Below are 26,015 nucleotides of genomic sequence, written 5' to 3' on the forward strand. Positions count from 1 at the left end.
ACCGAGGAAACTCGTATGCTATATTTTACTGCCGCAGTCCGTGTCCTCACGAACCACAATTAAACAGATTAAATCTTTTTCTTGTCAGCGTAACCAAATACTTTTTGCAACAAGGTTGTGCTGCGTGAGCTTAAGTTGCCCCTGATTTTGAGTTCTTCCTTCGCAACTTCAACAAATAAACCATCTATCGCTTTTTGTGTAACGTATTCGGTTAAATTCGTATTTACAGGCTTAACCAAAGGCAGGCGATTGTATTGTGTAGTTAAGTCGCTATAATATTTGGTGGCATTTACCTTATTTAAACTTGTAGTTACAATTGGACTAAATTTTTGCATCAGCTGGGAAGTAGTTACCCTTTTAAAGTATTCGGTAGCTGCGTCTTTGTTACCCAACAGGATATTAGTCGCATCGGTTAATGTCATCTGTTTAATGGCTGAGATAAAAATAGGCTTTGCTTCGGTAGCCGCATCTTCTGCGGCACGGTTTAGGCTTACAATCACATTATCGCAAAGTTTGTTCAAGCCTATGCCGCGTAATGTTCTTTCAACTTTTTGTGCTTCAGGAGGCATCAAAATTTTAACAGCCAGATTGCCTAAAAAACCATCTTTAAGCGAAAGCCTCTCGGCACCTGCAGAAACACCAATTTGTAGCGCTTCCTTAATCCCCTGTCCTATTTCAAAAGTAGACGGCGTTCCGGTAGCAGCTGTGGTAGTGCCCTGTTTTTCGGTTACTTTTTTAAATATATCGCTCAGTTTAATCTGTGCGCTAACATTTAGGCTTGCAAATACCAGCATGGCCAGTGATGCCGATAAAATATTGATCTTTTTCATTTTGTGTGTTTAATCATGTTTAGCAAAACAACTGCCATAATTCTTATTTACCCTCAAAGATAAACCTTTGCACATGGCAACAATGTTAAACCGCTTAAAAAGATAAGGAACAACGTAAATATTTAGGCCCTTCTCTTCCTAAAAAATTAGTTTATGTACCATCACTCAGAAATATTTTTTATACTTGAAAGATAATTCGAAATAGCTACCATTTTTTTGAGGTTTATAAAAAACACAGCTGGGAACGCCCAGCAAGACGACGCTAAACTGATTGCCCAGTATAAAAATACAGGCGATTTAGACGCGTTGGGCACGCTTTACAATAAATACATGCATTTGGTGTTCGGGGTTTGCTTAAACTACTTCAAAGATGAAGAGCAAAGTAAGGATGCGGTAATGCAAATTTTTGAAGAACTGGTAACGAAGCTGAAAATACATGAGGTACAGAACTTTAAAAGCTGGCTTCATGTTTTAACGCGGAACCATTGTCTAATGGCACTACGTAAATCGGCGAAGCAAAATAATGTCTCATTAGACGATACTTTTGTGGAAAATAGCGAGTTTGTGCATCTGGATATAGACAACACAAAAGAAACGCAGCTTACCATTATGGAAAAGTGTATGGAAACTTTGCCCGAAGAACAGCGAAAAAGCGTAGATTTATTTTATTTACAAGAAAAATGCTATAAAGAAGTAGCCAATATTACGGGCTACGACATGCTTAAAGTTAAGAGTTACATCCAAAATGGTAAGCGGAATTTGAAGATTTGTATAGAGAAAAACAGTAGTGAATAACGATTGGTTAGATATTGATGTTCTGGAAGATTACCTGGATGGTAAGCTTGATGCTAAGGCTATGCACTTTGTAGAAAGACAGGCTTTGGAAGACCCTTTTGTTGCCGAAGCATTAGAGGGGCTGAAACAATCGCCCAAACGCAAGCAAACACTTTCTATTTTACAAAAACAACTGTACGACCGTGTTTCTGAAAAACCTATAAAACGCAAGCTTTGGGGCATTACTACCCAAAGGTTAAGTATTGCAGCAACCGCAACAGTAGCTTTTATTGCAGTAAGCATTTTATTCTTTATGCGCGAAACCAACCGCAGGAATGCAGAACTTGCTGCACATAAACAGGGCGGTGTGATGGTTCAGTTAGATAGTACAACGAATATTGCTTCAGTTCAACCCAAACCTAAAGAAGATACGGTTACGCAAAACTCTACAAAGGCAGCTTTGATAGATAAAGCAATTACAGCCGCAAAAACAGGGGATTTAGCGAAAAACACTAAAGCAAAACGGGCATTAGAACGGGCAGAGCAACAAATGGCCGAGGTAAAAGCGGCGAAAATTGCAACCGAGAGCAATCGCGCTAAAGCGAAGAGCGCGGTAGGCTTTGGCAATTACAGACCAAGCCCAGTTACGATAAGTGAGACTGTAGTGGCAGCAGCGCCAGCATTTGGCTCAAGTAAAATTGCGTTTAGCGGCAACGTTGTAGACCAAAGCAATGGCCAACCTGTTCCAGGTGCTGTGGTAAAGTTAGCGGGTTCTAAAAATGTAACCGCAACAGATGCTAAAGGTTATTTCTATTTACCTGCCGATAGCAATGCAAAAGATAAGGACTTATTGATTAATGCTATTGGTTTTAAAGAATTGCCTGTAGCTGGCCTGCAAGATCCTAATGCAATTAAAAGTGCTTTAAGTGGGAATAAATCGCTAAACGAAGTTGCATTGATAGTAGGATATAGTCGGGGTAAGAAAGAAAATATTGCTGCACCAAAAATTACATTGCGTGCAGAACAAAACCTGGATGGAAAATCAGCTGATAGCATTACGAAACCTGTTCCCGTGTCTACCATCAACTATAACCAATACTTAGAGAACAACAACAAACTTTATAACCCTAAAGGTCCGGAGCAATTTGTGATTTTAAGTTTCAAAGTTAAAAGTAACGGGCGGCCAACCAATATCAGCGTTATAAAATCACTGAACAAAAAAGCCGATGCGGAGGCGAAAAGACTTATTCAAGACGGTCCGGATTGGGTATTGCCAAAAAACGGAGTTGACTCAGTTGAAATAAGCGTTAAGTTTTAATTTTTCTTATTTATATTTAACTACCAAACGCACCACAAGAACACTTGGAATATCACATCAGCTTGGTATTCCTCCCGAAACCTACTTTTGTCGGGCAGTAAAAAAGCACAAATCATGTACAGAACCTCATACTCTACAGCAGGCAATCAAGATGAGATTCTTGAGTTTATGCAACAAAATAATTTTATCACATTAATCGGCTTTGATGGCGAATATCCGGTTGTTACACAGGTACCGATTCAAACCGTAATCCATAACGATTCGATAAAACTTATCGGCCACATCATGACCAAAACCGATCATTATATGGCATTTGAGCAAAATCCGAGCGTGATGGCTGTTTTTACCGGTGCGCATGCTTATATCAGCGCATCAGTTTACGAAAAACCGGCCTCAGTTTCTACCTGGAATTATAAAACGGTTCAGGCTAAAGGCTCTATCAGACTCATGGATTCTGAAGAAACTTATCATGTCGTAAAAGAACTAACAAATCAGTATGAAAATCCTGAAACAAGTCCTGCTGCCTTTAATAAAATGGATGAAGCATATATTCAGAAGCATTTAAAGGCAATTACAGGATTCGAAGTTTTGGTGAAACACATCGACCATGTTTTTAAAATGAGCCAAAATCACTCAACAAAAAATCAGGAAAGTATTATAGCAAATCTGGAGAAAAGTGAAGATCTGGTTGCAAAAGAAGTAGCGAAGGAAATGAAGAAGAATGTTTAAGTAGGCTTTTAACAATAATTTTGTGCAGAAAATGTGCATAGCGCAAAGAAAAAATGGTTAAATCCTGGTTAGGCTGAGCGTAGTTTAGGACAACCACAGACAAGGGTAGAATTAGAATTTAATTTAGGTATACGGTGTTTTTAGTGCATCCTATGGCTTTATTAACTGCGAAGCGCGTAACTCTACTGTCATTCTGAACGCAGTGAAGAATCTTTTAATGAATAGCAAAGTACAGTTAAAGATCCTTCGTTGCACTCAGGATGACATCCACAAAGTAAAGCCGTCATTTCGACCGCCGTGGAGAAATCTTTTAGATTTGATTTCAATAACTTAGTACAAAAATCTCTCTACTTCGCGTTGCTCCGGTCGAGATGATAGAGTATTTTTACTTATAGCTATCGGATCGAGACACCTTTCTCTGTTTACTCTGTGCAAACTCAATGCCCTCTGTGGTAAAACAAAACATCGCTTTGCGAAAACTTAACGTTCTTTGCGGTTAAAAACAAAAAAGACCAAGGCAATTAGCTTTGGTCTCTTAAGAATATATTAAAGATTTTGTTTTTACTTTAAGTAATAGATCACGGCATAAATAATGGCCGCTAATGTAGCCGAAACCGGAATGGTTAAAATCCAGGCCCAGATTAAGTTGATGGTTACACCCCAACGTACTGCAGAAACGCTTTTTACCACACCTACCCCTACAATCGAACCTGTAATGGTATGTGTTGTAGAAACCGGGATACCGAAGTGCTCTGTAATACCTAGAGTTACTGCTCCAGCGCCTTCGGCAGCAACACCTTCCAGTGCGGTTACTTTAGTGATTTTGGAACCCATTGTTTTAACAATTTTCCAGCCACCACTCATGGTACCTAATGATATTGCCGAATAACAGGCAATTGGCACCCATGCAGGCATGGCTTCGAAATTAGGAATTACTTTTGAGGCGATTAAAGCTGTTGCAATGATCCCCATTACCTTTTGGGCATCGTTACCTCCGTGGAAGAAACTTAATGCAGCAGAAGAAAGCAATTGTAGGCGTTTAAACCATTTCTCAGCAGTTGCTGGCTTAGCATAACGACAGATATTGATAATGATCAGTGTTAATACAACTGATATAACCATACCGATTATCGGTGCCAGTACAATGAAAGAAACAATTTTTATTACATAACCCGTGTTTACAGCATCAAGCGGACTAGCGCCTATAAGTAAAGCATGTGTCATACCTGCACCAGCAAAACCGCCAATTAAGGTATGTGATGAACTTGAAGGGATACCATACCACCAGGTTAAAAGGTTCCAGATAATTGCAGCAACCAAACCTGCAAGGATAACTTCTAAAGTGATATAATTTTCGATTACCGTTTTAGCAACTGTATTGGCTACTTTGTGGTCAGTAAAATAAAAGTAGGCAGCGAAATTGAACAACGCAGCCCACAAAACCGCCTGAAAAGGCGTAAGAACTTTTGTAGAAACAACTGTTGCAATCGAGTTAGCGGCATCGTGAAAGCCGTTAATGTAATCGAAAGCAATAGCCAGAATTACAACAACAACCAATAAGGTAGTTACCATGTTTGTTTTTTATTAAGCGTTTTTAACCAAGATAGTTTCAAGCACATTCGCCACATCCTCACACTTATCTGTCGCTTTTTCTATCGTTTGTAAAACCTCTTTTTGTTTAATTAATTCAATCGCATTGGTTTCGTATTCGAATAAACGGGCTACCGCTAATGTAAATACATAATCAGCCTGGTTTTCGCCACTGTTAATACGGATACAAGCATCGGCAATTACACGGATGTTTTTGAAACTGCGTAATTCTTTAATTGCTTTATCAATATCAGTACACATTTCTACCAAAAGCTCGGCAATTTTAACAATCGGCTCGTTAATGGTATTCATGTTATACATCTGCATACGGTTTGCAGTACCATAAATATAATCGGCAACATCATCAACGGCAGTAGCCAATGCATGAATGTCTTCTCTATCAAATGGCGTAATAAAGTTCCTGCTCAGTTCAAGAAAAATTGAATGGGTAATATCATCACCTACATGCTCCAAGCGCTCAATTTCTTTAAAAATTGTTTTTCTGCTTTCAGCATCACCTGTGCTAACCATTTCTAAAAGGGTTTCTGCAATTTTTAATGCATTGCTACCTGCCTGCTCGAAAAGCGGATGAAACTTTTTGTCTTGAGGTGTAAAGAACTTAAAAATATTGTTCATGTTAATTTTTAATATGTTGCAAAGCTACAAGCCCAATGTTAAGTTAATGTTAATTTCTTAATTATATTAACTAAATATTATCTTATTTAATCAAGCTTGGCTTATTCCTATCGTTTTAGGTAGCTGATACTGAAATAAATAGTTTTTTTGGCAAACGGCGTGGACAAGTTCTTCGGTTACGATAGCGCCGCTAAACGCTTTATCCCGATGAAACTTACGCCGAAATAGCATGCACTATAAAATAGTTAAGACAACTGCTTAAATCGGGATGTTCGCTAATATCGGATCTATCAACAGTTGTAAATTGCTTTCGGAACGAAATCAGATGTCATATTTACCGTGCGTTCCGTGTTTCCGTGGCAAAAATGGAAGAATGATTATCAAGCCACTAAGGCTAGCCTCCTTTTTGTAGTGTAAAAGCAAAGGTTGTGCCTATGCCCGGTGTACTTCTTACCGAAATGGTTTGTTGGTGTGCCTCTAAAATGTGTTTTACAATGGCTAAACCTAAACCTGTGCCTCCAACTTCTCTCGCCCGGTGGGTATCAATGCGATAAAAACGTTCAAACAAGCGCAACAAATGTTTTTCCTCTATGCCGATGCCATTATCGGTAACTTCGATCAAAACCTGATCGTGCAGTTCAAAAATTTTAATGGCTGTTTCGCCACCATCAATGCCATACTTAATACTGTTTACCAGCAAGTTAATTAATACCTGCCTAATCTTTTCGCGATCGGCCGAAACCAATGTAATGGCAGTATATTTATCTTTAAAAAAGAGTTTAATGTTTTTTGCTTCAGCGCGGTCTTCGAGGTTTTCCATTACCTCTTTCGCCAATTGTACAAAATCGAATTTTTGGTAGTTAATTGGCGATTCGCCTGTTTCTAATTTTGAAATAACGTCTAAATCATTAATTAAATAACTCAGTCGCTCTACATTATTTTCAGCTTTTTTTAGAAACAATACAGCCTGATCCGGATCATCTACCAAACAGTCCTGTAGCGTTTCAATATATCCTTGAATGGCAAAAAGCGGGGTTTTAAACTCGTGCGAAACATTTGAAAGGAATTCTCTTCTAAACTGTTCCTGTTTTTTTAATAAATCTATTTCTTTTTTCTTTGCACCTGCCCACTCCTTTACTTCTTGCTCTACATCATTAATCGGATCAGAACTCACGTACTCGCCGAGCGCATCTTTTAAATCTTTACCTAATTTAAGGTTATGGATGAGTTTGTAAATGAGTTTAATTTTGGTGTAAATATATTTCTCCAGCAAATAATAAAAAACCAAAAAACTGCACAGAAACGATACGCCAAAAGAAATAGCCATGTAATACAGGCTATGCTGAAAATAAAAATTAACCATCCCGATGGAAAGACCAACGGCGAGAGCAGTAAATAGAACCAGCACACTTAATTTCATGCTGCAATTTAAAGCTTTTTATGTTAAATGTGTGTTAAGAGACAAAGGGTTGATTCATTTTTTACGGAATGTTAAAAACAAAAGAGGTTGTACCATAAGTTGTGATTCCATTCGGACTTTGTCACCTTGAGCTTGTCGAAACGCTTTGTGAAGCTTCTAAACAGGTCCTTCGACAGGCTACCATTGACGTTATTTTGTAATCATCTAAATATGAGCCATTTATTCCGATTTTGTATTTCCGCCCAACTAGGCCGTAGCACCGTATCCCCGTTCTAATAAATACGGCCTAACAAATTTTTCGGGCCGCAATGCTCAAGCCAACCCACTAGCTTCAAAAGAAAACGGCGAAGCCCTCATGAATGCAGCTGAAAACTATAATACAAATGAATAAATTTTCAGCCAGTGTTTTTTGTTTTTTCATGGGCCTTTATGTTTTCAACGGCATTCAAGCTAGCTGTGCTGGTCTTTTTGACACCAAAAAGAAAGAAGCCTGTCCGGCTAGGACAAATAGAACACCCCGTCCTGCGGACACCCCTCTAAAAGAGGGGAATTATATACCACCTGAAATTTAAACGTCATTTATATTGATTTTTATGCCATAAATTAACCTCTCAGGATGGCAATTCTATATTTATGATACAGCATCGTTAAAAAACCAAAAAAGCTTTCCCTTTTGAGGAAAGCTTTATAAAATAAGGGTAAGTATTACTTATTTCTTTGTCGAGTCTGTTTTAGCTGGAGCCGAAGCAGCAGGTTTAGTGCTGTTTAAATTTCCACCAAGTGGAGATGGTGATGGCGTTTTATCTAAACGCTCTTGAATAGCTGAGTTTCCAACCGCTGCAGTACCACCGCTAGTTTTAGCAATTGTAGTAACAGCAAGGGTTAACACTACGATCAGAGTTAACAATACCCACGATCCTTTTTCTAAAACATCGCCGGTACGTTGTACACCAAACATGTTACTGGTGCCACCGCCTGTAGCTAAACCTCCGCCTTTAGGGTTTTGTACCAAAACAAATAAGCCTAAGGCCACACACGCAATAATTAATAAAATGATTAAAAAGGTTACCATGGTAATATTATATTTTAAAATTTCTTTTCTATAGATTGGATAAGGTCGGCAAAGTAACGGCTTTTTTCCGGATATTTCAAACTTAATTTTTTATAAGTATCTATGGCTTTGTGATAAAGCATTTGCTCGATATAAATTTTAGCTAAAGTCTCCGAAACAAGGTCGTAATTGTCTTCTGCACTTTTCTTTGCCTTATTTTCATTGTCTATCTGTTCTGGCTTCGGAGGCTTGATTGTTGGATCTTCTTTTAAGAATCGCTCGATAATTTCAGCGCCCTTTGCATCTTTAATTTCGGCAGAAGGATATTCTGCTAAATGATCGGCTACCTCGAAAGGCGTTTGAATGTGAAAGATGTGCTCTACATATTGCTGTTGAAACTCAGCTCTTTCTTGCTGTTGGTTGTTTTGCGGCTGTGGTTTTACTTTACCAGCGTTAGGGCGGGCATAAGGCTGAAAAATCTGCTCGTGCTCTTTACGGGTTTTAGCCAACCACCATAAAAACGTGTACGGAAGCTTATCGTCGTTATATTGCGAAACAAAATTCCTTTCGGGCTCATCAGGAACAACCGTTTCAATTTCTGGTGCGATCGTAACCACATCGGTACTTAATTTCTGTTCAAAGGCAAAGAAATCGGTAGCAGCTACACTTTCAATAAAAGAATCATCATCTGCAGGCAGGTCCATTAAATGACTATCAATACCCGGCAGGTGATTTGGCGTTTCTATAGGAATTACTGGGTTTTCTGAGTGAAGATCTGGAGCTAATTCTCCCATTTCTTCAAAAACTACCTGCTCATCCTGTGTATTTTCAGCAACTACCTCGTTAATTTCTTCTTCTTCTGTTATTTCGCGGACTGAAACCATATTTAATATATGGAACAGTACATGCCCCTGGCTATAAAGTGCTGCTTTTGGTACTGCTGATGCGTTAGCCTTGGCTAACAGTAAATGAATGGGCTGGGCATATGGAAATTGCGCCACCATTTCCTGCAACATGGATACATGCTCTGGTCCAACCTTTCCAGGTTGCGCAAGTAAATCTGCCAGTAGCTTTTTGTTATCCATTATCGAGGTTTGCCGCTAAGTTAAAAAAATGTAGACGGGTTTTGAAAATTTTGTCTTTTAGAATCCTGCTTTATTTACCACTGTGCAAATGCACGGTTAAAAATATCTTCCGATAATTGTTTGTTGATATTTTCGATAGCTCCGGGCAATAAGGTTTGAATTGGTGCCCCATTGATCGGAAAATCGAAATATCTGGTAAAGCTTTCTTCAAAACTTTCTTTTTCGTGTTCTTTTATATTGTTCTTATACTTTACCGAAACGGTTATGGTTAATCTGTTTGCACCCGAAGTAGGTGTAGCACTATTTTGAAGCGCAACTGGCTTAATATCATAGCCCGTTATCCTGCCTTCAAACGATGCATCGCCTTCACCGGTAGGAGAAATAATCAACTTGGTCTGATTACGGATCCGGGTTTTTAACGATTCGGTAATCTGGTTACTTAGTGTTGGTACCACTAATGGTGCATTATTTTCAAATACCCGAACAACCACCGTTTTTAATCCTGTTGTTGATGCTCCACTGAATTTATAAGAGCAGGCGCTCAGTATTGAAGCAACAAGGATTAAAGCAAATATTTTTATTTTCATCAGTATATAAATATATAATTTGTTTTTAAAGGCGATGAAGCTATAAATTTAATTCTTTAATTTTTCTGTATAGGGTACGCTCTGAAATGCCCAGTTCTTGTGCAGCAAACTTACGTTTACCCTTGTGTTTTTTTAATGCTTTTTTAATCAGATCTGATTCTTTATCCACTAATGATAAAGATTCTTCTACCTCTTCGGCCTCGTGTGCAAAATAATCAGTATTGTTATTATTATTGCTTGGTGTAGGTTGCTGAATGGTAAAGGCATGCTCTTGCCCTGCCGGCAGTTCTACATCGCGGTATAGCTGATTGATATACTGAGGATTATCTGCCAAAACGGTAGCGGTATTTCCGCCGTGCTGAATAATTTCGGCAACAAGTTTTTTAAGCTCAACCATATCCTTTTTCATATCGAAAAGCACCTTGTACAAAATATCTCTTTCTGTAAAATCTTCTTTCGACTGCGCATTAATCGTCATTGGCAGGTTACTTCCGGCCTCGTTCGGGATATAGTTTAAAATGGCTTGTCCGGTTACATTTCGGTCTTTTTCCAATACACAGATCTGCTCAGCAATATTTTTTAACTGACGAACATTACCCGGCCAGCTATAATTGGTTAAGATCTGAATCGCATCTGGTTCCAAATGTAATGCAGGGCTACGGTATTTATCGCTAAAATCGGCAGAGAATTTTCTGAATAATAAATAAATATCTTCTTTACGCTCTTGCAAAGCCGGTATGCGCAATGGAACCGTATTTAACCTGTAATATAAATCTTCGCGGAATTTTCCGTTTTTAACGCGGTTATATACATCAACATTGGTTGCGGCAATAATGCGAACGTCTGTTTTCTGAACTTTAGATGAGCCTACGCGCAAGTATTCGCCGCTTTCTAAAATACGCAGCAAACGTGCCTGTGTACCCAAAGGCAGCTCAGCAACCTCGTCTAAAAAAATGGTTCCGCCGTTTGCTACTTCAAAGTAACCTTTACGTGCCTCATGTGCACCTGTAAAAGATCCTTTCTCGTGACCAAACAATTCAGAATCAATGGTTCCTTCGGGAATGGCACCACAGTTTACGGCAATAAAAGCACCGTGTTTACGGGCACTCATTTGATGGATAATCTGCGAGAACACCTCTTTACCACTACCACTTTCGCCTGTTATTAACACCGACATATCAGTTGGTGCTACCTGGCTTGCAATATCGATAGCACGGTTAAGCAATGGCGAATTGCCAATAATACCGAACCGTTGTTTAATATTTTGTGTATCCATTTATTCTTTCTAAAGTTACGTCACTCTGAACTTGTTTCAGAGTCTTTCAATTTAAGATGCTGAAACAAGTTCAGCATGACGGGATTTTATGATACTATTTTACCAATTAACGTAGCTGATGTACATTTTTCGATAAATACATTTGCATACTGGCCTGGTTTAACGCCTTCAATGGCAGGGAAAATGGCCATTGCTCCGCTATCTCCTCTTCCGCAATAATCCAGATCAGATTTTTTAGAAGTGCCTTCAATCAAAACACGAACGGTTTTACCCACCCACTCTTGTAAGCGCATTAACGAATGTGCTTGTTGCTTAGCTAAAATCTCAGCTAAACGGCGTTTTTTTACTTCCTCAGGAATATCATCTTCCAATTTGCGGGCAGCTAAAGTTCCTGGTCTTTCAGAATAAGTGAAGTTATATGCAAAATCATATTCAACGTAATCCATCATGCTCAGGGTTTCTTGATGCTCTTCTTCTGTTTCAGTACAGAAACCAGCAATAATATCAGTAGAAATTGCACAACCCGGGATAATGTTACGGATGGCATCAATACGATTAATATACCATTCGCGGGTATAAGTCCTGTTCATTAACTCCAATATGCGGGTATTACCTGATTGAACTGGCAAGTGGATATAATTACAGATGTTATCGTATTTAGCAATGGTGTGTAAAACCTCGTCGGTAATATCTTTTGGATGCGAAGTAGAAAAACGTACCCTTAAATCAGGATTAACCAAAGCTGTTTGCGCTAAAAGTTGCGCAAAGTTTACGGTTTCAGTTCCATCTTCCGATGTCCAGGTATATGAATCTACGTTTTGGCCTAAAAGCGTAACCTCACGGTAACCAGCTTCAAATAAGCCTTTTGCTTCTTGTATAATGGAATGGGCATCGCGGCTCCGTTCGCGGCCACGGGTAAAAGGAACCACGCAGAAAGAACACATATTATTGCAGCCGCGTGTAATAGAAATAAAAGCAGTTATTCCGTTGCTGTTTAAACGAACCGGACTAATATCTGCATAAGTTTCTTCACGGGATAAAAGTACGTTAACCGCTTTATGTCCACTTTCTACCTGTTCAATTAAGTTAGGCAGATCGCGGTAAGCATCAGGGCCAACTACTACATCAACCAACCGCTCTTCTTCTAAAAATTTAGATTTTAAACGCTCTGCCATGCAACCCAAAACCCCAACAATTAACTTCGGGTTACGGCGTTTTTCGACACCAAACTGCGACAAGCGGTTCCTAACCCTGGTTTCAGCGTTTTCGCGGATAGAACAGGTATTGATGAAGATTACATCAGCCTGGTGATAATCCCCTGTGGTTTCAAATCCAGTTTCGGATAAAATAGAGGCAACAATTTCGCTATCAGCAAAATTCATTGCACAACCATAACTTTCGATGTATAATTTACGGGCATCGGCTTTAATTGGTGTATCTAAAATTAAAGCTTCACCTTGCCTGGCTTCATCGTGCGTCTTATCCTGTACTTGTAAATCAATCATTATTTAAAAACATTTTGGGGATTGCAAAAATACATAAATAAAATTAAAAGTGACAAATTGACATATTTTGTTTAAATGTTTACAGTACGATTATGATCTTCACGTCATTGCGAGAAGGAACGACGAAGCAATCTTACTATTATGGGAATATCGCAACGGCATTAACATTGGCCCCAAATGACTTCATGCTTGTTAAAAAAGATTTTTTTGAAAATGTAGGCTTCGGTGCCAATGGTGGGCTGCAGTCCCGCCCCCGCTTCTGCCCCAATTGAAAAAATTGTGGCATCCCGCTAAGGTCGGGTTTAGATTACAGCTGTTCTTGCTACTATGAGGGGATTTCCCTGCCACCGTCCTAACCCACCCAGCCCTTGGCGGAGCGGTACCCTGCAGGCAGGAGGTATCCCGATTTTTCGGGAAAGCGTACAAGCGCAGCAAAGGAACAAACGATGTTTCTTATACTGCCCTTGCGCTCCAAAAAATTAATAACTCCTTTTTATAAAATAAGTCAGGATGTTTTTGAAAATGTAGGCTTCGGTGCCTATGGAGGGCTGTAGTCCCGCCCCCGCTTCTGCCCCAATTGAAAAAATTGTGGCATCCCGCTAAGGTCGGGTTTAGATTACAGCTGTTCTTGCTACTATGAGGGGTTTCCCCTGCCACCGTCCTAACCCATCTAGCCCTTGGCGAAGCGGTACCCTGCAGGCAGGAGGAACGACGGCCGAAGCGTACAAGCGAAGCAAAGGAACAAACAATGTTGCTTGCAGGACTCTTGCGCTCCAAAAATCTTTCTATTTAATAAACTCAAAACACAACCACCACCTTATGCAACGAGAAGTTAACTTGCGTTACCCAGAATCCCGTGCATTAAGATTGCTTCGTCGTTCCTCCTCGCAATGACGATAAGCGGAGAAAACCTTTCGCTCTTCTATCTGTTACCTATCGATAAACCATAATAAATGACAGCTCAGCATAGAAATAAAGTTTGGATCTGGATAGGAAGCATATTCGGTATATTGATTTTAATTGTAGCATTTGGCGCCATGTTTTTAAGTGCCCGATGGAAACCCATATTGACCGAAAAAATTAAGGCCGGAGTTTATAACGGCTCCCATCACCTCTACAGGATAGATTTTAAAAGCATTAACTTAAATGTAATTACAGGTAGCCTGGCGCTGCGCGATGTTACACTAATACCCGATACAGCCGTTTTCGATAGCTTAAGGAAAATACAATTGGCGCCTGCACATACTTTCGAGCTTAAACTGAAGAAACTACAGATCAGCCGTGTTGGAATATTAACGGCTTACTTTAAAAAACGGATAGCTGTAAATGAAATCCTTTTACAAAAGCCATCTATCAATATGATTTTTAACAAAGTAACCAAGAAACCCGATAGCATAAAAGATGAAAAACCGCTTTACGAACAGATTTCGAAAACTTTTAAATCGATACATGTTAAAAGCATTAAAATTATAGATGCAGATTTCGATTATATCAACAAAACTGCAGCAAAAAAAACCAAAAACTCGATCAAACACCTCGATATTAACATTAACAATTTTTTATTGGATTCACTTTCGGGAAATGATACAACAAGGTTTTACTATACAAAAGATGCATCCTTTCAGATTGCGGGTTATAAATCGATAACGAAAGATAAAATGTACTCAATGAAAGTTGACACCATTAAAGGCTCTACTGCATCAAAAAAAATAACGGTTAAAGGGTTTAAACTTACCCCATTGTACGATGAGCTTACTTTTGCAAGAAAATACAAGATCCAGAAAGACCGGTATAACTTCAATTTTGATAAAATAGAATTTAACGGGGTTGATTTTATCGGTTTAAACACCGACCAGAAACTGCATGCAAAATCGTTGAGGATTGGCCCGGCAAATGTAGCAATTTTTATGAGCCGCGAATCGCCGCCCCCTCCAGGCTTTGATAAAGGCCAAAACTACCCGCATATGGCCCTAAAAAGATTAAACATACCTACCCTGATTGATACGGTAAAGCTGAGAAACATTAATGTTAAATATGCTGAATTTAACCCGGCGAGTAAAAAAATTGGGTCGGTTGACTTTAAAGCGGTAACAGGAAACATTTTAAACGTAACCAACGATAGTTTACAATTGCGCAAAAAGAACCATGCTCTGGCAGATTTAAACGCACTTTTAATGGGTACCGGAAAGCTGAATGTAAAAATCGATTTCAACCTTACCGATAATAATGGTGCATTTACCTACAGCGCGAATCTGGGTAAATTTGATCTGAAAAATTTAAACCCACTATCGAAAGCCCTGGGTTTAATAGAGATAGAAAGCGGCGATGTGCAACATATCGATTTCAGCGCAAACGGAAATTTGAGATCAGCATCGGGCAAGATGAACATGCTGTACACAAACCTGAAAATAAAGCTCTTATCAGACAATATTGATGGCGAGGGAACCAAGGAAAAAGGTTTTTTGTCTTTTTTGGCCAATGTCATTTTAGTTAAAAATGAAAATCCGCAAAAAGGCGAAGCGCCAAGAACAGCAAGCATGACCAACACCAGGATTAATTCGGCCTCCTTTTTTAACCTGATGTGGAAAACTGTTTTTGTGGGTATAAAGGATATTGTAGGCGTTGGTGTGGTCCCTGAAAAGAATCCGGTAAAACAGCAAAAAGTAATTGCAAAAAAAATAAGGGAACAAAAACGGGCAGACAGAAAAGCAGCACGGAAAGCCCGGAGAGAAAAAAACTGATCTTACATTTTTCAAATATATGTTTATAACCGTATATTGCTAATAAAACCACAGCCGCTCATTTTTTAATGCCTGATACCAGAAGATACCGTTATAGAGTTTTTAAATGGATTGCGTGTACATTACTCAGTGTTTTTATTGTACTCGCGGGTATAGCCTGGTTGTTAAATGTTAAGTCGCGCCCTATTTTAACCGATAGGATCAAAACACTCCTCTATAAATCAACCGATAGTTTATATACCATTAGTTTTACCAAAGTTTCTACCAATGTTTTTACAGGCAATGCTACCTTACAGAACGTAAAAATAATACCTGATACCAATCGGTTTAAGCAACTCATAGCCTTAAAAAGAGCGCCAAATAATTTATATACGGTTTCTTTAAAAAAACTGGTGGTGAAGCACTTCCACCCATTAACCTTGTACCGCGAAAAAAAACTTCAGCTGGAAGAAATCATATTTGATAAACCTGAGGTAACAATGGTTAACCAGCAATTTGCTTTTAACGAGGGGCGTGCACCCAGGCCCATTAAATCGCCTTATGCTATCATCTCTAAAAACCTGAAAGAGTTTAGCATTAAAAGCATCAGGTTTAAGGATGTAAGTTTTAAATACATCAATAAAAATGTACCCAATTCAGTACCTTTCTCTATTGATGACCTCAATATTACCTTAACCGACCTGCTGGTAGATTCTACCTCTGCCGAAGATCCTACAAGATTTTATCTGATTAAAGATATTGTGATTAATCTGAATAACTATGTATACCGCACGCCAGACAAGATGTACGATATCCAATTAGATAAACTGGATTTTAGGGCAACAACGGGTAAGTTAAGGATTAACAGTTTTGCTTTGGTACCACTGCACGATGAGATGAACTTTGGCAAAGTTGCAGGGTTTGCGAAGGAACGTTTCAACATCAAGATGAGCGACATTATGCTTAATGGGATTGATTTGCCTTTATACATTAGCAAACAAGAACTTTGGGCAAAGGAAATGGCCATTACCAACGGTTTCGTTTCAGTATTTAACCATAATGGCCTCCCAAAAAAACACCAGGAAAGCAAAGTCGGAAAGTTTCCCCATCAGCTTTTGCAGCTTCTTGATGCACCTATTCTGGTCCAGAAAATCCAGCTGAAGGATATAAATGTGAATTACGCTGTTTACAACAATGAGAGTAACCAAAAGGGGCAGATTAGTTTCGAGCATACCTCGGGCATTATAAAAAACGCCACCAACCTTGAGAAAATTAAAGCCATAAACCCCATTATGGAGGTTAACCTAAACACTTACCTCTTTGGGCAGGGAAAGCTTGATGTAAATTTTATATTTGATCTTACCGCTAAAGATGGTGCCTTTTCTTACAATGGGGTTTTACACAATTTTAATGCTCGGGTTTTAAATCAGATTACCAAACCATTAGGCTTGGTTCGCATTAACCGCGGGAGTGTAGATAAATTGAAGTTCAATTTTAAAGCGAACGATTTAGGCACAAAAGGAACGGTAGCGTTCTCCTACTACGACCTTTCTGTAGCGCTGATGAAAAACGACCCAGAAAAAGATCACCTGGTTACCCGTGGTTTTCTTTCTTTCTTAGCAAATGCTTTAATCATCAAATCAGAAAACCCCGGTGCAGACGGAAAGCTGGTACCCGTAACCGTTAATTACAGCAGGCCGGCAAATACATCTTTCTTCAACATGATCTGGAAGAGCCTTTTTACGGGCATAAAATATAGCATCGGTATTACGGAAGAAAAGCAGAATGAAGTACGTGAGCACATTGCAAAGTTTAAAGCCATGCGGGCCAATCATATGCAAAGGAAACAGAAGCGCTTAGAGCGGCGGATAAGACGTGAACGGGAACAAAATGAAAAGCGATAACATTTTGTAACCTTTTCTTATCTTTATTCTCTAAACCTTAAACTAAAATTATGATTATTGCCCTCGTTATTATCGGATTTATATTCCTTATCGGGATTTTCTTTTACAACTCGCTTATCGGGAAGAAAAACCAGGTAGCCAATGCCTTCTCGGCCATTGATGTAATGCTTAAAAAACGGTTCGACCTTATTCCAAATCTTGTTGAAGTGGTAAAACAGTACACCACTTACGAGCAGGGGACTTTGACCAAAATAGTTGAACTGAGAGCTAAAGCAGGCTCACCAAACATCAGCAATGCAGAAAAAGCAGATTTAGACGCCCAGTTGAGCAGCAGTGTGAAAGGTTTAATGGTTAACATCGAAAATTATCCTGATTTAAAAGCCAATACCAATTTTATTAACCTGCAAACCACCTGGACCGAAAGCGAGGAGCAGATTGCCGCTGCCAGAAGAACCTATAATGCTTCGGTAACCGATTACAATAATGCGATTATGATGTTTCCAGGCAGTTTATTTGCTGGAATGTTAAATTTTCAGCCCATTGCTGTTTTAGAAACCGCAGCTGAAGAGCGCAAAAATATTAGTGCAAAAGAGCTTTTCAATAATTAATGTCGTTCGATATTGCAAGTAATGTAGCCTTACAGCAAGTTTTGGCTACAATGGAGGTAGAACGCAAAAGAATTGCCGCTACCCAAACCAAAGGCTATATTTCTATTGTCGCGGGTATTCTGCTCTGTATTTTAGGCTTCATCCTAGGTTTTCCTATTCCTGCTGTAATTAGCGGCTTAATACCTCTTATTTACGGTAGTGTTTTGTTATTTAAGATCAACGATTCTTTAACGGCTTACCAAAATGCCTACAAAACCAATGTAATTGGTGCTGCCCTTAAATTTTTAGATGAAAGCTTATCGATTAACCCCTACCAGGGAATTGAATCATCGGAGTTTATGTACACACAGTTGTTTAGCAATGAGCCTGATCGTTATAAAACAGAGGATCTGGTAACTGGATGTGCTGATAAAACCCGGTTTTACTTTGCTGAGGTACATGCCGAATATAAAACAGTAACCCAAACAAAAGACGGAACCCAAACAGAGTGGCACAACATTTTTAGAGGAATTATCTTTGCTGCCGATTTTAACAAGAAATTTAACGGGGTAACCATTGTCAGGCCAAAAAATTTCGGAACAGCTTTTGGTGCATGGTTTTCAAAGAACCTGTTTTCTTTTGGTAGTAAAGATGTTATTCAACTGGAGAATGTAGACTTTGATAAGACTTTTGTGACTTATGGCTCAGATCAGGTCGAATCCAGATACATCCTTACACCTGCTATGATGGAGCGGATACTAAACCTCAACCATCAAACAAAGTATAACATCAGTTTATCCTTTATCGAATCGAGGATGTATATCGCTTTTCCTCTGAACCGAAACTATTTCGAAGCACCTGTTTTTAAATCGTTGTTAAGTCCGGAAACGGTAAATGAAGATATCTCGACTATAAAGTTTATGTATGATATTGTTAAGGAACTGGATCTGAATACAAGGATTTGGGGTAAGGAATAAATCCGAAGTTTGGCAAGTCCCTTTTTAGACTCACGAAGTTTTTCCTGCGCACCAGCCATTTGAAACTTCGTGAGTAAGTCCGCTAGCTCAAGTGTTTTTTCACAATTTCTTCGAGTGCAGCAATATCAAATGGTTTCGATAGGTAACTATCAGCGCCGGCTTCATCGGCTAATGAAGATATATCATTATTGGCCGAAAAATAAATTACCGGAATATGTTTTAAATCAGGATGGTTTTTTAATGCCTTAGTAGCCTGTATCCCTCCCAGATCGGGCAACCAATTATCCATAAATATTAAATCAGGCATATATGCTGCAACCTGTTCTTCTATGTTATTGGCATTTTCAGATGTTTTTATCTCATACCCGGCATCTTCCAAAATAAATGTACAGAGATCAAGGATATCCCTATTATCATCAAAAACAAATATTTTTTTTGTAACTATCATATTAACCTCCGAAAAGCAATTAACCATTTAACTTATTTATATAATCAGCCATATCGTGGCTATCCAATATCACATGCGGCTCAACATTCAGCACTGCCTGTTGCGGCATATACGGCATTCTGGCCGTATTTGGATTCTGTATAACCACCCTACCTCCAAAATTGTTTACACTTTTTAAGCCCTCTACTCCATCTGCATTAGACCCTGAAAGTAGAATACAGACTAGTTTTTCTCTAAAAACCTCGGCTGCTGATTGAAAGGTAACATCAATTGATGGTCGGGAATAATTTACTTTTTCCGAATAATCTAAAGATATACTTTGGTCTTCCTCTATAAGCATATGGTAATCTGCAGGCGCAATAAAAACTTTGCCGGGGCTTAGAAACTCTTTTTCTTCTGCTTCGCCAACCGCCAGTATCGTGCGCGATTTTAACAAATCGGTTAAAAGAGATTCGTTGCTTGCCTTACGGTGAACCACTAATACAATAGGAAAACCAATATCTTTCCTTAGGGCTGGAAAAATTTCGAGCAACACATCTAAGCTACCGGCAGAGCCGCCAATAATTAATGCTCCACAAGGCGTAGAATCTACAGTTTCCGCCATATTTTTTCCATTTTAACCCTTTTGTATTCTTTGGCTTTTGGCCAAAACTCCAAACTTTCTTTACTTCCTAAAGCAAGGTATCCTAATTTCTCGATGCTACCATCAAAAAGGTTAAATACTTTATGCTGCAAGTCTTTATCAAAATAAATTAATACGTTTCTACATAAAATTAGCTGAAACTCATTAAAAGAATGATCGGAAACCAAATTATGCGTAGAAAAGATCATCTTACTATTTAAGCTTTCATCAAATTTTGCCAAAGAGTAGTTCGCCGTGTAATAAGCAGAAAAATCTTTTAAGCCACCCGATTGCAGGTAATTTTCTGAATACTGCTTTAAATAATTTAAGGGAAACATCCCTTTTTTTGCTTTATCTAAAACCGATGGATTAATATCAGTAGCATAAATAAGCGATTTATTAAGCAGATTAAGTTCTTTTAAAACAATGGCAAGCGAATAAGCCTCTTCTCCGGTAGAACAACCTGCCACCCAAATGCGGATAAACGGATAGGTACCCAGCACGGGAAGGACATCGTTCCGCAAAGATTTATAAAAAGAAGGATCGCGGAACATTTCGGTAACATTAACCGTAATTTCCTCTAAAAAACGCTTAAAATATTGCTTATCTGTTTTAACCGTGTAACGAAATTCGGCGAAGCTCACAAAATTATCCAGTCCGTAAAGACGTATAATTCTCCTTTTTATTGATGCATGAGAATATTCCAGAAAATCATACCCATGGCTTTCCAGAACATCATTCAACAGGATTTCTACCTGTTCATTATCTATCGCATCACTGATCACCTGTTATTTTGTAAAATTTTCGATTTGCATTAATAACTCGTCAACATTTATCGGTTTTGAAACATAACCCGATGCACCTGCGCTTAAGCAACGTTCCTTGTCGCCAACCATGGCCTGGGCAGTTACCGCTAACACAGGGATATTCTGCATTTTAGCTGATTTTTTCATCGCCGCAATAGCTTGATAGCCGTCCATATCCGGCATCATCATATCCATTAAAACGATGGCAACATTGTCGTGCTTTTCTAGAATAGAAAAACCTTCCCGGGCACTTATAGCAGATAAACAATCGAAACCTTTGGCCTTTAAAACAGCTTTTAAAGCAAAAATGTTTCGGTTATCATCATCAATTATGAGAATTAATTTTTGAGGCATAAAAATAAAAAATGGTTTATGATTTATGATGATTTTCGTATAACCAAACCCTTAATAACGATATCAGCTGATCCATATCTACCGGTTTGCTGATATAATCGGATGCACCTGCGGCAATGCACTTTTCGCGATCGCCCATCATGGCTTTTGCCGTAACGGCCAAAATAGGCAGGTTCCGGTATTTGATATCCTGCCTGATGGCTGTTGTAGTTTCGTAACCATCTAATTCTGGCATCATCATATCCATTAAAACAACGTCAATTTCAGGGTTTTCATTTAATAGCTTGAGGGCTTCCTTACCATCGGTAGCTGCTACCACTTTCATCTGGTGCTGCTCTAACATTTTTGTTAAGGAGAAGATATTACGCACATCATCATCTGCCACCAGAACCGTTTTACCTACCAATACATCCTGTAACTCGGAAAACTTTTTAGGTGTTTTGCTTTTCTCCTTGCTTTTTTCTTCTACCAGATGAAGGAACAAACCTGCTTCATCCAAAATACGTTGATAAGAATGTGCCGTTTTTACAACGATAGAATCAGCATATTGTTTGATGCGGTTTTCTTCGCCCTTTGAAAGGTTTTTACCTGTGAAAATGATGATCGGTAAATTCTCTAAACCAGGTGTTTTCTTTACCACTTCAAGGGTTTCGTAAGCGTGTTTATCAGGAATACCCATATCCAGAATCACGCAGTTAACCTCCGGCTTATGCAGGGCAGAAACACCTTCGTTTACCTGGTTAACAATTTCTGTCTGGATATTAAAATTGCTTAAAAAATAACTTAATGCCTTGGCATGCTGTTCATTTTCTTCTACAATAAGTACCTTTTTAGGGTGACGGCTTAAGGCATGCTCTAGTTTTGAAAATATCTCTTGCATGTGCTCAAAAGCAAAAGGTTTATTTATAAAATCTACCGCACCTTTTAACAAACTTTCTTTCTTAACCTGTAAAGAAGACATGGTGTGCACTGGGATTGGACGTGTTGAAGGATCCGATTTCAGCTCTTCCATTACCTGCCAGCCATCTTTAACAGGCAATTGGATATCGAGCAAAATGGCAAGTGGTTTAAAGGTTTTCGCCATTTCAATACCAGCATCGCCACGAACGGCAACCAAACCTTTATAATTTCTTTTTCGGGTAAAATCTAAAAGTGTTTTCGCAAAAGGAGTATCGTCTTCAACAATTAAAATCACCTTATCATCAGGCTGAATATTATCTCGGTCATCTTCAATCTCTTGCGGAATATTTTCGACCGTTAAGTGGCTCACTTTTTTTACCGGAGCCTCTAAAGCCACTACAGGTTTCTCTACATGAGGTACAGCGCCATCAAAACCTTTATTTCTATCAATGGGCAAGGTAAGTGTAAAAATACTTCCTTCGCCCTCCGTGCTTTTTAAATCTATATATCCGCCCAATAGTTTTGCCAGCTCTCTACTAATTGAGAGCCCAAGGCCTGTGCCACCAAATTTGCGACGTGTTGAGCCGTCGGCCTGTTGAAAGGCTTCGAATACCATGCCTTGCTTTTCGGGTGCAATACCTACGCCTGTATCGGTAACTTTGAATACCAGCGCGCCTAAATTTTCATTTTTAGCAATATTTAGGGTTACCGCACCTAAGGCAGTAAATTTAATAGCATTTGATAGCAGGTTTTTAATAATCTGCTCTAAGCGCATTTTATCGGTATGAAAAAACTCAGGAACTTCTGCCGATTTTTCGATAACAAAGTTTAAGTTTTTATCTTTAGCCAAAGGATTAAACAGCGAACGCATGTTAAGGATAATCTCATCAACCTTAATATTTGCCCGATCGAGTTCCATTTTGCCCGCTTCAATTTTAGAAAGATCTAAAATTTCGTCGATTAAACTTAAAAGACCCTGACCTGAACTTTGGATAACTTCTGCATATTCCTGATGCTCGCGATCCATAGCCTCATTTTCAGCCATTAATCTCGATAATAACAATATCGAATTAAGTGGTGTTCTTAACTCGTGCGACATATTGGCCAAAAACTCTGATTTGTACCTCGTACTCAGTTCTAAAGCTTCTGCTTTTTGCTGAATTTCTATATTACGTTCTTCAATCAGTTCATTTTTTTCTTCCAATAGGCTGCTTCTTTCTTCCAGCTCCTGGTTGCTTTGCAACAATTCTTCTTGCTGTACACGTAATTCTTCTTCGCTGGCCTGAAGTTTTTGTGCCTGTGCTTCTAGCTCTGCATTTAAGCCTTCTAACTCATTGTGCTGAACCTGCAATTCTTCTGATTGCGCCTGCGTTTCTTCTAATAACTGCTGAAGCTTTTGTCTGTTCTGTGCGCCCAACAGTGCGGTACCTACATCAGATAAAACCAAGTTTAAAAAGTGTAACTGCAGGTCGCTGTATTTACCGATAGTGCCTAATTCTAAACCGCCTATTGAAATTTCATTTCTAACAATTGGAAGTACAATTAACTGTGCTGGTTTAATATTCCCGGTAGCATGTGTAATGGTTAATTCGCTCTGTGGAACATCATCCAATAATATTGGCTTACCTGTTTTAACCGCCTGGCCAATTAAGCCCTGGCCAAGTTCTAAGGTTTGGGTTAGATTTTGTCCCTGCAAGGCATATTGCCCTTTTAAATGCAGATATCCATCATCTTTAAATAAATAAAGGGCACCAATCTGGCTTTTGGTATAATTGGCCAAAAACTCAATAATATCTTCTGCTAAATGGAAAACATCTTTTTCGCCAACCATTTTTACGTTTAAGTTAGCTACACCAGTTTGCAACCATTCGTTCTCTTCTAAAGTATCGAAAGATTTTTTCAATGATGATGACATTGCATTTAGCGATTCAGAAAGCTCGCCAATTTCATCCTGGGTTTGGCTATCGAGTTTTATGCCATAATTACCATTAGAAATTTGATAGGCAATTTCTTTAATGGCAACAATACGTTTTTCCATCTCGTATTTTTTATCTTCAATTTCCTGTTGAAGTTTAACACGTTCATCAAAATCGATTGATACTCTCCGGTAAAAAAACAACGTAATCAGAATGGCAAGGAGCGCTGCAATTAAAATCAGTATCGGGGTATAAGCTGTAAGTTTATTTAATTCATTGGTTCTTTCTTCAAGCAGTCTTTTCTCTTCGGTTATAATTTTGCTTACAATAGACCTGGCCTCATCCATATAAACCTTACCTTGAAACAAAACCGTAGGATCAATAACACCGCCTAAAGTTTTAATCTCTATGGTCGATTTAATGATATCCATTCTTTTAAAAAGAATTTTTTTAAGCGCTGCTATATTTTTTTGCTGAACGCTATTATGCCTGGTATCGAGTTCAACTTTTTTTAGTATCGAAGCGGCCGAATCGCTGGCACCATAATAAGGTGTTAAAAACACCTTGTTTCCAGTTAATAAAAAGCCCCGCTGACCAGTTTCGGCATCTTTTAAATAGGATATTATGTTCTCCGTATTTAAAATCACTTCATCACTGTGTTTAACAAGTTCCGTACTTTTAATAAGGTTGCCAATACTTACATAAGAAGCCAGCGAACTGATAAATAGAATAATTAGCGATAAGCCAAGGCCTAAACGTAAATTATTTTTAAGAGTTGTTTTCATTATATGGATTAAGGATAATTAGATTTGATTTTTAAGGATTTCCTCTTCTGTGGTGGGAATGATAAAATAAAACTCAGAACCTTCATCCGGCACACTTTTCACCCCAATTGTGCCTCCGTGGCGGTTAATAATTTCCGAACAGATATACAAACCTATTCCCAGACCATTAAACCGGTTGCTGTTATCTTCTACCCGATAAAATTTATCGAAAATCTTATCTTGCTGCTCTTTTGAAATACCAATACCAAAATCTTTTACAGCCAGATAAAGTTTTTCGTCTTTAATATTCGTGGTTACATTAATCTGATTGGTACCTGGAGCATATTTAATGGCATTCGTAATAAAATTGATGACCACTTGTTCCAAGCGCATTTCATCACCAAATATCATTTCGTCTGTTTTACCCAGTTTGCTGATTTTAAAATCGGGATTAGATTGCTGCAACATCTCGATGGCATTGTTTACCATGTTATCAGCATAAAAACTTTTCATGTTAAACTTCATCTTTCCACTTTCAATTTTTGAGATATCAAGCAGATCGACAATTAATTCGTTTAGTTTTTCGAGCTGGGTACTTGCTTTTTCGAGATGGTTCTGGGCCATGGTTTTATCATCTCTGTTAAGGCTGCGCTGCAGCAACTGAATATACCCTTTTACACTGGTTAAAGGTGTTTTTAGCTCATGACTGGCAATGCTGATAAATTCGTCCTTTTTATGTTCGGCCTGTTTTCGGAATTCGATTTCTTCAAGCAATTTTTCCTGCACCTCGTTAAGTTTTCTATTCTGCTCGTAAATGCGATAAAACGTTTTTATTTTAAGGAGCAGCACATTAATATCAACGGGCTTGGTAATGTAATCCAGTCCACCGCTCAGGTATCCTTTGGTAATAAATTTTAACTCTGTATTTACAGCCGAAAGAAATATAATGGCGGTATCTTTTGCCTTACTAAAACCAGAAATGGTTTCGGCTACCTCGAAGCCATCCATATCTGGCATTTGTACATCGAGAATAATCAGGACGTAGTTGTTTTTTAAAACTTTTTTCAGCGCCTCTTCGCCAGACGATGCGGCATCAACCTCAAAATTGTGTGCCTGTAGTACTTTCTGTAACGAGATCAGGTTTTCGGGCCTGTCATCAACTATAAGGATCATCTTTTATTAAAACAAATAAGAAGCCGGGATAATTATGTTTGAT

Annotated in this window: 23 protein-coding genes; 8 read left to right on the plus strand and 15 right to left on the minus strand. The window is 38.7% G+C overall.

Going from position 1 to position 26,015, the window contains the following annotated elements; translation table 11 throughout:
• Nucleotides 1-68: 68 nt before the first annotated feature.
• Complete coding sequence (locus AW17_RS01140) at nucleotides 69-830, minus strand: DUF4197 domain-containing protein (RefSeq protein ID WP_029274242.1); 762 nt, start codon at nucleotides 828-830, stop codon at nucleotides 69-71.
• Between the two features lie 216 nt (nucleotides 831-1,046).
• Between AW17_RS01140 and AW17_RS01145 the strand changes: the two genes are divergently transcribed.
• The 3 genes from AW17_RS01145 (at nucleotide 1,047) to AW17_RS01155 (ending at nucleotide 3,651) form a co-directional block, all read left to right on the plus strand.
• Nucleotides 1,047-1,625 carry an RNA polymerase sigma factor gene (locus AW17_RS01145; RefSeq protein WP_029274243.1) on the plus strand — a complete coding sequence of 193 codons (579 nt, stop codon included), beginning with the start codon at nucleotides 1,047-1,049 and terminating at the stop codon, nucleotides 1,623-1,625.
• Nucleotides 1,618-2,922, plus strand: coding sequence for a carboxypeptidase-like regulatory domain-containing protein (locus AW17_RS01150; protein WP_029274245.1), 1,305 nt, complete (start codon nucleotides 1,618-1,620; stop codon nucleotides 2,920-2,922). Before AW17_RS01145 ends, AW17_RS01150 begins: the two co-directional genes overlap by 8 nt.
• A gap of 114 nt (nucleotides 2,923-3,036) precedes the next feature.
• On the plus strand, nucleotides 3,037-3,651 hold the full coding sequence (locus AW17_RS01155; protein WP_029274246.1) for an FMN-binding negative transcriptional regulator: 615 nt from the start codon (nucleotides 3,037-3,039) through the stop codon (nucleotides 3,649-3,651).
• A 561-nt stretch (nucleotides 3,652-4,212) separates the two neighbouring features.
• On the opposite strand, the gene AW17_RS01160 is transcribed toward AW17_RS01155, so the two are convergent.
• From AW17_RS01160 to AW17_RS01170, 3 genes are all read right to left on the minus strand, one after another.
• The gene (locus tag AW17_RS01160; protein WP_029274247.1) at nucleotides 4,213-5,223 is read right to left on the minus strand and encodes an inorganic phosphate transporter; all 1,011 of its coding nucleotides are present in this window, start codon (nucleotides 5,221-5,223) and stop codon (nucleotides 4,213-4,215) included.
• 12 nt (nucleotides 5,224-5,235) lie between these two features.
• Nucleotides 5,236-5,877: a DUF47 domain-containing protein gene (locus AW17_RS01165; protein WP_029274248.1), complete on the minus strand. Its 642-nt coding sequence runs from the start codon at nucleotides 5,875-5,877 to the stop codon at nucleotides 5,236-5,238.
• Between the two features lie 394 nt (nucleotides 5,878-6,271).
• The gene (locus AW17_RS01170; protein WP_029274249.1) at nucleotides 6,272-7,297 is read right to left on the minus strand and encodes a sensor histidine kinase; all 1,026 of its coding nucleotides are present in this window, start codon (nucleotides 7,295-7,297) and stop codon (nucleotides 6,272-6,274) included.
• 383 nt (nucleotides 7,298-7,680) lie between these two features.
• Here AW17_RS01170 and AW17_RS01175 point away from each other — a divergent pair, with 383 nt between their 5' ends.
• Nucleotides 7,681-7,869 carry a hypothetical protein gene (locus tag AW17_RS01175; RefSeq protein ID WP_157280175.1) on the plus strand — a complete coding sequence of 63 codons (189 nt, stop codon included), beginning with the start codon at nucleotides 7,681-7,683 and terminating at the stop codon, nucleotides 7,867-7,869.
• A gap of 137 nt (nucleotides 7,870-8,006) precedes the next feature.
• On the opposite strand, the gene secG is transcribed toward AW17_RS01175, so the two are convergent.
• From secG to miaB, 5 genes are all read right to left on the minus strand, one after another.
• The gene (gene secG, locus AW17_RS01180) at nucleotides 8,007-8,369 is read right to left on the minus strand and encodes a preprotein translocase subunit SecG (RefSeq protein ID WP_029274251.1); all 363 of its coding nucleotides are present in this window, start codon (nucleotides 8,367-8,369) and stop codon (nucleotides 8,007-8,009) included.
• Nucleotides 8,370-8,383: 14 nt separating this feature from the next.
• Nucleotides 8,384-9,433, minus strand: a complete 1,050-nt coding sequence (locus tag AW17_RS01185) for a hypothetical protein (protein WP_029274252.1) — start codon at nucleotides 9,431-9,433, stop codon at nucleotides 8,384-8,386.
• Between the two features lie 74 nt (nucleotides 9,434-9,507).
• On the minus strand, nucleotides 9,508-10,020 hold the full coding sequence (locus AW17_RS01190) for an LptE family protein (protein WP_029274253.1): 513 nt from the start codon (nucleotides 10,018-10,020) through the stop codon (nucleotides 9,508-9,510).
• A 40-nt stretch (nucleotides 10,021-10,060) separates the two neighbouring features.
• Nucleotides 10,061-11,296 carry a sigma-54 interaction domain-containing protein gene (locus tag AW17_RS01195; RefSeq protein WP_029274254.1) on the minus strand — a complete coding sequence of 412 codons (1,236 nt, stop codon included), beginning with the start codon at nucleotides 11,294-11,296 and terminating at the stop codon, nucleotides 10,061-10,063.
• Nucleotides 11,297-11,382: 86 nt separating this feature from the next.
• Nucleotides 11,383-12,801 (minus strand): tRNA (N6-isopentenyl adenosine(37)-C2)-methylthiotransferase MiaB, encoded by a 1,419-nt coding sequence (miaB, locus tag AW17_RS01200; RefSeq protein ID WP_029274255.1) that lies wholly within the window; start codon nucleotides 12,799-12,801, stop codon nucleotides 11,383-11,385.
• 953 nt (nucleotides 12,802-13,754) lie between these two features.
• Here miaB and AW17_RS01215 point away from each other — a divergent pair.
• The 4 genes from AW17_RS01215 (at nucleotide 13,755) to AW17_RS01230 (ending at nucleotide 18,989) form a co-directional block, all read left to right on the plus strand.
• Entirely contained in the window at nucleotides 13,755-15,542 is a 1,788-nt protein-coding gene (locus AW17_RS01215) for an AsmA family protein (RefSeq protein WP_029274257.1), read from the plus strand.
• A gap of 68 nt (nucleotides 15,543-15,610) precedes the next feature.
• Complete coding sequence (locus tag AW17_RS01220; protein ID WP_029274258.1) at nucleotides 15,611-17,425, plus strand: hypothetical protein; 1,815 nt, start codon at nucleotides 15,611-15,613, stop codon at nucleotides 17,423-17,425.
• 50 nt (nucleotides 17,426-17,475) lie between these two features.
• Nucleotides 17,476-18,033, plus strand: a complete 558-nt coding sequence (locus AW17_RS01225; RefSeq protein WP_029274259.1) for a LemA family protein — start codon at nucleotides 17,476-17,478, stop codon at nucleotides 18,031-18,033.
• Nucleotides 18,033-18,989: a DUF3137 domain-containing protein gene (locus AW17_RS01230; protein ID WP_029274260.1), complete on the plus strand. Its 957-nt coding sequence runs from the start codon at nucleotides 18,033-18,035 to the stop codon at nucleotides 18,987-18,989. Before AW17_RS01225 ends, AW17_RS01230 begins: the two co-directional genes overlap by 1 nt.
• An 82-nt stretch (nucleotides 18,990-19,071) precedes the next feature.
• On the opposite strand, the gene AW17_RS01235 is transcribed toward AW17_RS01230, so the two are convergent.
• The 6 genes from AW17_RS01235 to AW17_RS01260 are packed head-to-tail and all read right to left on the minus strand — an operon-like array spanning nucleotide 19,072 to nucleotide 25,972.
• Complete coding sequence (locus AW17_RS01235; protein ID WP_029274261.1) at nucleotides 19,072-19,437, minus strand: response regulator; 366 nt, start codon at nucleotides 19,435-19,437, stop codon at nucleotides 19,072-19,074.
• A 19-nt stretch (nucleotides 19,438-19,456) separates the two neighbouring features.
• Entirely contained in the window at nucleotides 19,457-20,041 is a 585-nt protein-coding gene (locus tag AW17_RS01240; RefSeq protein WP_029274262.1) for a chemotaxis protein CheB, read from the minus strand.
• Nucleotides 20,026-20,844, minus strand: coding sequence for a CheR family methyltransferase (locus AW17_RS01245; RefSeq protein ID WP_029274263.1), 819 nt, complete (start codon nucleotides 20,842-20,844; stop codon nucleotides 20,026-20,028). The genes AW17_RS01240 and AW17_RS01245 overlap by 16 nt, the downstream gene beginning before the upstream one ends.
• Before the next feature lie 3 nt (nucleotides 20,845-20,847).
• Nucleotides 20,848-21,219, minus strand: a complete 372-nt coding sequence (locus AW17_RS01250; protein WP_029274264.1) for a response regulator — start codon at nucleotides 21,217-21,219, stop codon at nucleotides 20,848-20,850.
• A 16-nt stretch (nucleotides 21,220-21,235) separates the two neighbouring features.
• The gene (locus AW17_RS01255; RefSeq protein ID WP_029274265.1) at nucleotides 21,236-24,820 is read right to left on the minus strand and encodes a response regulator; all 3,585 of its coding nucleotides are present in this window, start codon (nucleotides 24,818-24,820) and stop codon (nucleotides 21,236-21,238) included.
• Nucleotides 24,821-24,838: 18 nt separating this feature from the next.
• Nucleotides 24,839-25,972: a hybrid sensor histidine kinase/response regulator gene (locus AW17_RS01260; protein WP_029274266.1), complete on the minus strand. Its 1,134-nt coding sequence runs from the start codon at nucleotides 25,970-25,972 to the stop codon at nucleotides 24,839-24,841.
• Nucleotides 25,973-26,015 lie beyond the last annotated feature (43 nt).

This window comes from Pedobacter borealis DSM 19626, assembly GCF_000708285.2.
Lineage (GTDB): Bacteria > Bacteroidota > Bacteroidia > Sphingobacteriales > Sphingobacteriaceae > Pedobacter > Pedobacter borealis.